General features: G+C 72.6%; 11 protein-coding genes and 1 pseudogene. 3 read left to right on the forward strand and 9 right to left on the reverse strand.

Annotated elements, in window-relative coordinates; genetic code table 11:
* The first annotated feature begins 44 nt into the window (after window positions 1-44).
* The 3 genes from D455_RS31255 to D455_RS31260 are packed head-to-tail and all read left to right on the forward strand — an operon-like array spanning window position 45 to window position 2358.
* Window positions 45-1478 carry a transglutaminase family protein gene (locus D455_RS31255; protein WP_449289314.1) on the forward strand — a complete coding sequence of 478 codons (1434 nt, stop codon included), beginning with the start codon at window positions 45-47 and terminating at the stop codon, window positions 1476-1478.
* Window positions 1478-1738 carry a hypothetical protein gene (locus tag D455_RS35535; RefSeq protein WP_017572723.1) on the forward strand — a complete coding sequence of 87 codons (261 nt, stop codon included), beginning with the start codon at window positions 1478-1480 and terminating at the stop codon, window positions 1736-1738. The genes D455_RS31255 and D455_RS35535 overlap by 1 nt, the downstream gene beginning before the upstream one ends.
* Entirely contained in the window at window positions 1690-2358 is a 669-nt protein-coding gene (locus D455_RS31260; protein WP_241480306.1) for a hypothetical protein, read from the forward strand. The genes D455_RS35535 and D455_RS31260 overlap by 49 nt, the downstream gene beginning before the upstream one ends.
* A 196-nt stretch (window positions 2359-2554) precedes the next feature.
* Here D455_RS31260 and D455_RS0121365 read toward each other — a convergent pair whose 3' ends face one another.
* The 9 genes and pseudogenes from D455_RS0121365 to D455_RS0121405 all read right to left on the reverse strand — a co-directional run bounded on the left by D455_RS0121365 (window position 2555) and on the right by D455_RS0121405 (window position 10840).
* A complete protein-coding gene (locus D455_RS0121365; RefSeq protein ID WP_026122851.1) occupies window positions 2555-2965 on the reverse strand; it encodes a DUF3040 domain-containing protein in 411 nt (136 codons plus the stop codon).
* Between the two features lie 243 nt (window positions 2966-3208).
* Window positions 3209-4462, reverse strand: coding sequence for a DNA polymerase IV (locus D455_RS0121370; protein WP_017572726.1), 1254 nt, complete (start codon window positions 4460-4462; stop codon window positions 3209-3211).
* A 158-nt stretch (window positions 4463-4620) separates the two neighbouring features.
* Window positions 4621-5395, reverse strand: a pseudogene (locus D455_RS31265) (methyltransferase domain-containing protein).
* A gap of 47 nt (window positions 5396-5442) precedes the next feature.
* A complete protein-coding gene (gene nusB / locus D455_RS0121380; RefSeq protein ID WP_017572728.1) occupies window positions 5443-5856 on the reverse strand; it encodes a transcription antitermination factor NusB in 414 nt (137 codons plus the stop codon).
* A complete protein-coding gene (gene efp, locus D455_RS0121385) occupies window positions 5856-6419 on the reverse strand; it encodes an elongation factor P (RefSeq protein ID WP_017572729.1) in 564 nt (187 codons plus the stop codon). The genes nusB and efp overlap by 1 nt, the downstream gene beginning before the upstream one ends.
* Window positions 6420-6551: 132 nt before the next feature.
* Complete coding sequence (aroB, locus tag D455_RS0121390; protein WP_017572730.1) at window positions 6552-7652, reverse strand: 3-dehydroquinate synthase; 1101 nt, start codon at window positions 7650-7652, stop codon at window positions 6552-6554.
* On the reverse strand, window positions 7649-8161 hold the full coding sequence (locus D455_RS0121395) for a shikimate kinase (RefSeq protein ID WP_017572731.1): 513 nt from the start codon (window positions 8159-8161) through the stop codon (window positions 7649-7651). Before D455_RS0121395 ends, aroB begins: the two co-directional genes overlap by 4 nt.
* Window positions 8162-8641: 480 nt before the next feature.
* A complete protein-coding gene (gene aroC, locus D455_RS0121400) occupies window positions 8642-9823 on the reverse strand; it encodes a chorismate synthase (RefSeq protein ID WP_017572732.1) in 1182 nt (393 codons plus the stop codon).
* 45 nt (window positions 9824-9868) lie between these two features.
* Window positions 9869-10840, reverse strand: coding sequence for a prepilin peptidase (locus tag D455_RS0121405; RefSeq protein WP_017572733.1), 972 nt, complete (start codon window positions 10838-10840; stop codon window positions 9869-9871).
* Between the last annotated feature and the right edge of the window lie 103 nt (window positions 10841-10943).

Raw genomic sequence — 10943 nt, forward strand, 5'->3', positions numbered from 1 at the left:
TGCCCCTGGCGCTGCCCTCGCTGCGCACCGACGTGTTCTACACGATGGCCGAAGGGTCCTACGTCGGCAGGGGCGAGAGCGCCCTCACCACCACGGACCCGCTGGTCACGCTGCGGCGGGACCTGACCGCCGGCGCCGACCGCACGGTGCTGACCTACCGGACCGACGCAGAAGAACCGGACTACCTGCGCACACACGTGCTGGACGAGTTCGACGGCGTGAACTGGACGATGACACCGGCGGACGCCTCGGGCGACACCAGGCTCGACGGGGAACTGCCGCTGCCGACGGGGTGGGACTCGGTCCCCTCCGAGAACACGGTCACCACGCGGATCTCGCTGGACGAGGACGCGCCCGGGGTGGACTTCCTGCCGCTGCCGTACTGGGCGCGGACGGTGGACGTGTCCGGCGAGTGGTACGCCGCCCCCGGCAGCAACATGGTGTTCACCACCAGCAGTCCGACCACGGGGATGAGCTTCACCGTGGAGAGCGTGGACCCGGAGCCGTCCGCGGAGGAGCTGGCCGACAGCGGGCGGCCGAGGTCCCTGCCGGGCGACTACCGCGACCTGCCGAACGGCCTGGACCCGCGGGTCCGGGAGCTGACCGAGGCGGTGACCGAGAACGCCCGCACCCCCTACGAGCAGGCCGTGGCGCTCCAGGAGCACCTCACGGGGGACCTGTTCACCTACGATCTGGACCTGCCCCAGGTGCCGGACGGCGCCGATCCGCTCGCGTACTTCCTGCTGGAGGACCGGGTGGGCTACTGCCAGCAGTTCGCCGGGGCGATGGCGGTCATGGCGCGGCAGGTCGGCATCCCGGCACGGGTCGCGGTGGGCTACACCGCGGGCCAACTCCAGGGCGACGGCCGGTGGGCGGTGTCCACGGGCGACGCCCACGCCTGGCCGGAGCTGTACTTCGAGGGCGCGGGCTGGGTCCGGTTCGAGCCGACCCCGTCGTCGCCGTCGGCGGGACAGGGGTCGGCGACGGTGCCCGACTACTCCCGGGGCGGGGTGAGCGGCTCCGACGGCTCGGACGGTGTTCCCGAGGAGCCCCTGGACCCGGAGGAGTCGGAGCGGGCTGAGGACCCGGCCACCGAGGAGCCCGCGTCCCCGGACGAGGAGCCCGAGGGGAGCGCCGGACCCGAGGACGAGCCGACCTCGTCGGCGGCGGGGCCCNNGTGTCGTGGCTGCCTGTGGTGGGTGTCGCCTTCGGAGCGCTGCTGCTGTTGGCGCTGCCCGCTCTGGTGCGTGCCCTGGTGCGCTGGTCCCGGATCGCGGCGTCGTCCGGCGGTGCGCGCGGGGGCACTGGCCCGGAGGCGTCCGCGACCGGGAACGCGCACGTCGCGTGGCGGGAACTGCGGGACACCTGCCTGGACCTGGGCGGCACGTGGACGCTCACGGAGAGCCCGCGCGCCACGGCCGAGCGCCTGGCCCGCCACGGGGCCGCGCCGCGACCGGCCACGGGCCGGGAGGGGTTGATGTCGGGGGCGGCGCCGGGAGCGGTGTCCCCGGAGGCCGCGGCCGCGCTGTGGCGCCTGGCCCTGGCCGAGGAGTCGGCGCGCTACGCGCCCTCGCCCACCGCCCCGGAGGGGCTGGGCGAGGACCTGCGGACGGCCCGTGCCGGGCTGGCCGCGGCGGCCGGTGCGGGTGCGCGCGCACGTGCGGTGCTGCTGCCCCGCTCCCTGGCGCCGTGGCGCCGCCCCCGCCCAGGCCCCGATCCCCAGCCGGTGACGTCCTGATCACCGCGTGCCCCGTCCTGGAGATCCAGCCCTGTGACGGGTTCGCCCTCTGGCCGACCGCACCGTTGGGGGCGTACGGTCTCCTGCCGCTCAGCGGGGCGGTCGCCCCGGCGGAGATCGGTACGGCGGTGATGTCGGTCGCCGAGTACAACGACGACGGCGACGGTGGTCTCTCCGAGCCGCTCGGAGCCTTCCTGCACGGGCTGGTCGACGGGGACCCCCCGCTCGTACCCGGTGGTCTGCGGATCACCGACACCGCCACCGGTGTCACCCTGCTGCCCGGCTGCTGCGACGGTCTGGAGGATCGGGGCGACTGGTGGGAGGTCGTCGACGGCGGCGGCCCCGTCTTCTTCGGTCACGATCCGTCCCCGATCGCCGAACGCGTCGGTGACACCGTCCGGCTGACCGTGGACGCGGAGGCGGACGGCGGTCCGGTGATCGAGACGACCGCCACCGACCTGCGGCGCCTGCTCGCCGACGCGGAGCGCGACCTGGCCGACTTCCTGCGGGCGACCGCCGCCTGGACGGCCCCGCACCTGCCCGGGCACGCAGACCGGGTCGACGCCGCCCTCGCACGTGCCCTGGGCCCGTCCCGGTCCGCCGTACCACCCGGGCCCTGAACGCACCCGTGCCACCGTGCGGAATCCCCGACGCGGTTCCGGCGGGACGGTACGGAAACGGAAAACGTGGTGGGGCCCCGCACTCCCGTGCGGAGCCCCACCACGTGCCGTCGCGTGTCGGCGCGGTCCCCTCCCGAACGTCCCCGTTCCGGGTACGACCGGCCGGGCGGCGGCCACGAACTCGGGGGGAGGAGGCCTACTCCTCGCCCTCCTGGCGGCGACGCCAGCGCTCCTCGAAACGGTTCATCATTCCGGGACGGCTACCGCCACCCCTGCGTTTCTGCTTGGGCTCGGCCTTGGCGGTACCGTGCTCGGCCCCGCCCCCCGCGGCCTTACGCCAGGCGTTGGCGCCCCACAGGAAGCACAGCAGCATGATGAGGAAACCGAGGACGCTGATGGCGACCTGGGCGGCTGTGGACTGAAGCATCAACCCGGTCATCAGCAGAACGACACCGACGACGAATCCGAGCCCGGCCTTGATGATCCAGCGCTTGTAATGGACCGCGGGGTTCGTTTGCCGAACGGTGTTCGCGAACTTCGGGTCCTCGGCATACAGCGCCCGCTCGATCTGGTCGAGCATGCGCTGCTCGTGTTCAGAGAGCGGCACGGCGCCTCCCTACGGCAGTCCCCGGTTGGGGTGACGGGTACTGATGAACAGTCTCTTGGTCTGTGGTATGCCCAGAATACGGTGAGCTAGCGCCCGGTGGAAGGAAAAGCTGCGCGCGTACCTGGCCCACAACGGCCACGATACCCTCGCCCTGTATCGGAAACACCGGCTTCCATGCCTCTCTTCTACCCTCGCTCCGGTCCTATCCCTTGGAACGCTCCGAGGGCTCCGGAAGTTGCCGCATCATACGTCGTTTTCGTCACGCTTGGCCAACACGGCCGACTGTATCGCGCCCGGACCAAAACGTGCCGTTACGCGGTCCATAACCCGTTCCACATCCCTCCAACCCGATTCCTCCTCTCCCAGTGCCATCTGGTGGTGCGCCTGTTCGGCCGGGATGACCCCCTCGACCCGCACCCCGACCAGGCGGAGCGGCACCCCTCGCAGACCGGAGGCGGTGTAGAGCTCACGGGCGACGGCGCTGATCTCGCGGGCCACGTCGGTGCCCTCGGGAAGGGTGCGCGACCGGGTGATCGTGGAGAAGTCCCCCCGGCGCAGCTTCACGCTCACCGTGCGTCCCGCCTGCCCCGAGGACCTCAGGCGGCGTCCCACCTTCTCCGCCAGCCTCAGTAGTTCGCGGTCCACCACGTCCGGTTCGACGACGTCCTCGTCGAAGGTCTCCTCGGCGCCGATGCTCTTGTCGGGGGACTCGGGCACGACCGGGCTCTCGTCCACTCCCCGGGCCAGTTCGGCCAGCCGGGTCCCCGCCTTGGCACCCAGCTCCATGCGCAGCAGGTCCGGCTCGTAACGGGCCAGCTGGCCGACCGTGCGCACGCCCAGCCTGGCCAGGGTCTGCTCGGTCCTGTCCCCCACCCCGGGCAGCGCCCCGACCGGGAGCGGGTCGAGGAAGGCCCGCACTCGGTCGGTGGGCACCAGGAGCAGGCCGTCGGGCTTGCAGTGCGTGGAGCCGAGCTTGGCGGTGAAGGGGGTGGCGGCCACGCCCACGGAGCAGGTGAGGCGCTGCTCCTCGCGCACCCGTTCGCGGATCATCGCGGCGATCCGCACCGGCCCGCCCAGGCGGCGGCGCGCGCCGGACACGTCCAGGAAGGCCTCGTCCAGGGAGAGCGGCTGCACCAGCGGGGTCACCGAGCGCAGGATGTCCATGACGGCCTCGGACACCCGCCGGTAGGCGCGGCCGTCGGGCGGGAAGACCAGGGCCTCCGGACACAGGCGCGTGGCCCGCGTCATGGGCATGGCGGAGTGCACGCCGCGCGCGCGGGCGAGGTAGTCGGCGGAGGAGACCACGCCGCGCGGTCCGGTGCCGCCCACGATGACGGGGCGTCCGCGCGCCTCCGGGTGGCGCAGCTGTTCCACGCTCGCGAAGAACGCGTCCATGTCCAGGTGCAGGATGGTGCAGTCGGCGTCGGGTCCGGAACCGTCCGGGGGGAAGTCGGCCTCCAGCGGCACGATGCCGTCCGGGGAGACCATGCCCCGCATCGCGGCACCGCGTTCCAGTTGACGTCGGCTCATGACTTCAGACTAGGCGCTGCCAGGGGGCGCCACGGGCCGGAAGGGGCCCCGGCCTCCTCCGCGCACCGCGGCACCGCTCCCCCGCGGGACGGACGCCGGTCGGCTGCCACGACCCCGGGGCCCGGTCAGGCGCGGTGGGCGATGACGTGCAGCTGGGTGGCGGTTCCGATCAGTTCGGGGTGCTCGGCCGCGGCCCGCTCCAGCTCCACCAGGTGCTGTCCGGCGTGGACGTCGCCCTCCCAGGCGTTGCCGGGGACGAGGTCGGCGAAGACCCGGACGCCGCGGACGCTCTCCTCGGCCAGCCCCGCGCCTCCGATCAGCTCCGTGACCTGCCGGCGGGTGAAGCGGCGCGGCATCGGGTCGCCCTCGCCCCAACGGCCGTCGGGATCACCGAGCAGGTGGTGGGCCTCGGTGATGTGCCCGGCCAGGGCGCGGTGCAGGGCGCCGGCGACCGCGTTGGTGACCAGCAGGCTCACCGCACCGTCAGCGCGGGTGATGCCGACCACGTCGTGCAGTGCCGCGGCCGGATCGTCCACGTACTCCAGCACGTTGTGCATCAGGACGAGGTCGGCGCTGCCTGGCTCGAACAGGGACGCCAGGTCGCCGGTCTCCCCCTGGACCCCGCGCACGGACACCCCCCGCTCCGCGGCGCGGCGCTCCAGGGCCGCAAGGGAGTCGGGGCTGGGCTCGACCACGGTCACCCGGTGACCGAGTTCGGCGAGCGGAACGGCGGCACNNGATCTCCAGGGAACCGCCGTCCCCCAACCGGGCCAGCAGACGTACGAGGGCGTCCCACACGACCGCGGTCCGGGCCGCGTTGGCCGCCCGCCCCGGGCCGGTCGCCCCGCTCGCGCTGGGGCCGCCGCTGGCGGTCGCGGTCGCACTGGTCCTGTCAGTCACCTGCGTTCCCTCAATCCACGTTGCCCGACGGCCCCCGCTCGCCGGTGTCAGAGCGAGAGCGTCGGCTTGTTCTCCATCAGACGGGAAAGGAGCCCGCTGACGAAGTTGGGCGACTCGTCGGTGGACAGCTCCTTGGCCACGCCGACGGCCTCGGCGATCGCCACGCCGTCGGGGATGTCGTCGGCCCACAGCAGCTCGTAGGCGCCCATCCGGAGGATGTTGCGGTCCACGACGGGCATGCGCTCCAGAGTCCAACCGATGGCGTAGGTGTCCAGGAGTTCGTCGATGCGCTCCCGCCGCTCGTCGACCGCGCGGGCGAGGGTCTCGGTGAACTCGTTGATCGGCGGCTCGGGCTGGGCCCGGCGGCGCCTGATGACGTCCTCCACCGAGGTGCCGCGCACCTCGGCCTCGTAGAGGACCTCGACCGCGCGCCGCCGCGCCTTGCGCCGTGCTCCGCTCATCAGTTGACTCGCCCGAGGTAGTCACCCGTGCGGGTGTCGACCTTGATGCGCTCGCCGGTGCTGATGAACAGGGGCACCTGGATCGTGGCGCCGGTCTGGACGGTGGCGGGCTTGGTTCCGCCGGTGGAGCGGTCGCCCTGGACGCCCGGGTCGGTCTGGGTGATCTCCAGCTCGACGGCGGCGGGCAGCTCGATGTAGAGCGGGTTGCCCTCGTGGGTGGCGACGGTGGCCTTGGTGTTCTCCAGGAGGAAGTTGCTGTTGTCGCCGACGACGGCCTGCGAGACCGGGATCTGGTCGTAGGTCTGGGTGTCCATGAAGATGAAGGACTCGCCGTCGTTGTAGAGGTACTCCATCTCGCGGCGGTCGACGTTGGCGAACTCGACCTTGGCACCGGCGTTGAAGGTCTTGTCGACGATCTTGCCCGTGAGGACGTTCTTCAGCTTGGTACGGACGAACGCGCCGCCCTTGCCCGGCTTGACGTGCTGGAACTCCAGGACGTTCCAGAGAACGCCGCCGTCGAGCCGCAGGGTCGTACCGTTCTTGATGTCGTTCGTCGAGGCCACTTCGGTCGTCTCTCCAAGGGGTCTGACACGTCGGGGACCGGCACTGGGGGCCGGTCGGTGGTCGGTGGGGCCGGGCCGCGGGCATCCCGGGGGTTCCCGGGTGCACCAGTGCGCACCTGGCCTGTGTGCAGTCTAGTGGGTTCGCGGGACCCGGGCGTCGCCCGTGACCGCGCGATACGCCTCGTCCAGCAGTTCGGGCGCGGGACCGCTGAGGATGGCGGGCCGGGCCAGGCCGTCCAGGACGACGAAGCGCAGGGTGGCCCCGCGTGCCTTCTTGTCCACGCTCATGGCGGCGCGCAGTTCGGGCCAGGCCTCCTGGGCGTAGGAGACGGGCAGACCCACCGACTCCAGCAGGGAGCGGTGGCGTCGCACCAGGTCGTCGCCCACACGGCCGTCCAGACGGGCGAGCTCGGCGGCGTAGACCATGCCGATGGACACCGCGTAGCCGTGCCGGAAGGTGTAGTTCTCGGCGCGCTCGATCGCGTGGCCCAGGGTGTGGCCGTAGTTGAGGATCTCGCGGCGTCCGCTCTCCCTGAGGTCGCCGGAGACGACGTCGGCCTTGACGCGGATGGCGCGTTCGATGAGTTCGCGGGTGTGCCTGCCCTCGGGGGAGGCGGCGCCCTCGGGGTCGTCCTCGACCAGGTCGCAGATGACGGGGTCGTCGATGAACCCGGCCTTGACGATCTCGGCGAGGCCGCCGACGTAGTCGGCCCTGGGCAGGCTCGGCAGGGTGGCGAGGTCGCACAGGACCCCGGCCGGAGGATGGAAGGCGCCGACGAGGTTCTTGCCCTCGGGGGTGTTGATGCCGGTCTTGCCGCCGACGGCGGCGTCGACCATGCCCAGGAGGGTGGTGGGGACCAGGACGGAACGCACGCCGCGCAGCCAGGTCGCGGCGACGAAACCGGCCAGGTCGGTGGCGGCTCCCCCGCCGACCCCGACGACGGCGTCGCTGCGGGTGAAGCCGCGCTGTCCGAGCCGGGACCACAGGTCGGCGGCGACGGTGGCGGTCTTGGCCGCCTCGCCGTCCGGGACCGGCATGGAGTGCGCCCGGTATCCGGCGGCCTCCAGGGCGCCGACCACGGGTCGGGCGATTCCGCCCAGTCCCTCGGGGTGGATGACGGCGACCTGGGCGGCGTCGCCGACCAGCGGGGGGAGTTCGGAGAGCACGCCGTTGCCGACCACCACGTCGTAGCGGCCGGTGGGGTCGCCCACACCGATCCGGGTCACGGTCACTGCTCGGCCTTTCCGGTGTCGTGTCCGGCCAGCGAGGGCAGGACGGCGTCGACGATCTCCTCGGGGTGGTAGCCGGTCGTCTCGACGGTGACGGTGGCCAGGCGCTCGTAGACGGGCAGGCGCTCGTTGAGCAGCTGGCGGAGCCGGGTGCGTGGGTTGCCCGCGAGGAGGGGGCGGGCGACGTCCATGCCCACGCGCTTGGCGGCCTCGGCGAACTCCACGTGGAGGTAGACCACGTGGTGCCCCTCCAGGTCGCGCTGCGTGTCCTCCGACAGGACGGCGCCGCCGCCGACGGCGATCACGCCCTCCCAGGCACGCAGGCCCTCGGCGACGACCTCGCGCTCCAGGGCCCGGAAGTGCTCCTCACCGTCCTCGACGAAGATGTCGCCGATGGGTTTGCCGGCGCGTTTCTCGATCTCGGTGTCGGTGCACAGCAGGTCGGCACCCAGACGTTTGGCCAGGGCCTCGCCGACGGTGGACTTGCCCGAACCGGGTGAACCGATGAGCACCGCGATCGCTTTTGCCACGCTCTTCCCATCTGAAGAATCCGAGGCCATCACGCACGCGAGAAGCGCTGTCCCCGGGTCTGGTCTTGCTGCACCCCCACCCTAGCCCTGTCGGGGTGCGAAAACCCTGCCCGGGGACGGAAACCGCCCTCGCGCGCGTGGGGTCGTGGGCCGTTGGCGGGAAAGGCCGCCCAAGCGCACACGGGCACCCGGGAGTGATCTTTCCCGCACCGCCCAACCGGATGGCGTGCGGTGTGTGTGCCACCGCTCCCCGAAGGGCCCGCCGGAGAGAACCGGGTGGAGGGGTTCGTCGGTTCTCCGGGCAGGCCCCGCCCCGGCCACCGTCGCTTCGAACCCGTTCACGGAACGTGCGTGGGTGGGGGGCGGGGTCCGCCGTCCGTACCCCGCCAGCCCCGAAGCGTCCCCGTGGACAACCGCTCGGGCCACGGGGGACCGGGACCGCGACCGGGCGGGGCCCGGGGGTCACCGGGGAGTCAGCGACTCCAGGTACCCCCGCAGGTTGCGCGCGGTCTCGGTGACCGAGTCACCGCCGAACTTCTCGACGGCGGCCTCGGCGACCACCAGGGCGACCATCGCCTCGGCGACCACACCGGCGGCCGGAACCGCGGTGACGTCGCTGCGCTGGTGGTGGGCCTGGGCGGGTTCGCCGGTCGCGGTGTCGACCGTGTCCAACGCCCTGGGCACCGTCGCGATCGGCTTCATCGCGGCGCGCACCCGCAGCGGGTCGCCGGTGCTCATGCCGCCCTCGACACCGCCCGCGCGGTTGGTACGGCGGCGCACACCGTCCGGTCCGGGCTCCATCTCGTCGTGCGCGGCCGACCCCCGGCGGGCGGCGGTGCGGAATCCGTCACCGACCTCCACGCCCTTGATGGCCTGGATCCCCATGAGCGCACCGGCCAGGCGCGAGTCCAGGCGCCGGTCCCAGTGCACGTGGCTGCCCAGACCGGGTGGCAGGCCGTAGGCCAGGACCTCGACCACGCCGCCGAGGGTGTCACCGGACTTCTTGGTGTCGTCGACCTCCTCGACCATGCGTGCGCTGGTCTGGGAGTCGAAGCAGCGCAGCGGGTCGGCGTCGATCGCGGCCAGGTCCTCCGGGCCCGGCTCCGGCGCGTCCTCGGGCACCGCCACGGGTCCCATGGACACCACGTGGCTCAGGATCTCCACACCCAGTGCCTGGCGGCAGAACTGGCGTGCCACCTCACCGACCGCGACGCGGGCGGCGGTCTCGCGGGCGCTGGCGCGTTCCAGGATCGGCCGCGACTCCTCGTGCCCGTACTTCTGCATGCCGACCAGGTCGGCGTGCCCGGGGCGGGGCCGGGTGAGTGGCGCGTTGCGCGCCACACCCTCCAGTTCCTCGGCGGGGACCGGGTCGGGGGACATCACCTTCTCCCACTTGGGCCACTCGGTGTTCCCGACCTCGATCGCGACCGGACCCCCCTGGGTACGGCCGTGGCGAATGCCCCCGATCACGGAGACCTGGTCCTTCTCGAACTTCATCCGGGCGCCCCGTCCGTACCCGGCGCGGCGGCGGAGCAGCGCGGCGGCGATGTCGTCAGAGGTGACGGACACACCGGCCGGGAGGCCCTCCAGAATCGCGACGAGTGCCGGTCCGTGGGACTCCCCCGCGGTCAGCCAACGCAACATGTGCACGATCCTCCCACGGATCGGCGCACGGCACCGCAACCGGGCTCACAGTTGCGGGAGGAGGGCCTCCTGGGCCAGGACGGTGGCGAGCGCGGCGGCGAGCATGAACGGTCCGAGCGGAAAGGGGTCCCTTCGGGTGAGTCTTCGCAGGGCCATGAACGCGATTCCCACGAGGGAGAAGGCCGCGAAGGCCCAGAACACCGCGGTCAGGGCGCCGAGCGGCCCCGCCGCCCACCCCGCGTACAGCCCGGTGAGGCCGGAGAGTTTGACGTCTCCGAACCCCAGTCCGGTGTTGTGCACCCGCCACAGCAGCCAGTACAGCACCGTGACCAGGACCATGCCGGTGAGCGCCTCCACGCCCCGCCCCGTGTCGGGTCTGTCGGGGGGCAGGAGGACGGCCGCTCCGAGCAGGGCCGCGGCGACGGGGTAGGAGGGCAGGACGACGGCGTCGGGCAGGCGCATGACCCGCAGGTCGATCACGGACAGCAGCACACCGATGGCGGTCAGCCAGAGTACGGCCAGAACGGAGAACGGGCACCAGTCGGGCCGGAGGGCGGCCCAGAGGCCGACGCACCCGAAGAGGACGGCGGTCCCGACGACCACCGCCGGATGGGACCGGATGACCTGTTCGCAGTGGGGGCAGGCGCCGCGTCTTCGGAACGACCTGTCCCCCACGGAGGGGAACCAGCGCAGGAAGCGCAGTTCGGCGCGGCAGTGGGGACAGCGGGGCGGTGGCGGTCCCTCGTCGTCCTCCGACGACGGCGGAAGCTCGTCGCACGCGCCCCCGGTGGCCGTGGAGACCGCCGGGGCACCGTCCCGCCCCGGCGGGACCGACCGGTCGCCGTGCGTGGCGAGTGAGTTGTGGGGATCAGGGGTCCGAGGTGGGCGTCCGGGACCGAAGAGGCGGACGAGACGGCCGTTGACCTGGCCCGCCGCGATTCCGAGCAGGACGAGGAGAGCGACGACGGCGGCCGTCCACAGGTGCGGGTGGAGTACGAGTCCCGAGGGGGTGGGCATGAGGGGAAATTACCCTTCCGGGACCCACCGCGACACCGCCCCGCCCCCTCCTGTGGACAACTCCGGAGGGCGTCTAGATGAGTGAGTCCGATGTGTGAGCAGG

The sequence above is a fragment of the Nocardiopsis halotolerans DSM 44410 genome (genome assembly GCF_000341065.1).
Taxonomy (GTDB): Bacteria; Actinomycetota; Actinomycetes; order Streptosporangiales; family Streptosporangiaceae; genus Nocardiopsis; species Nocardiopsis halotolerans.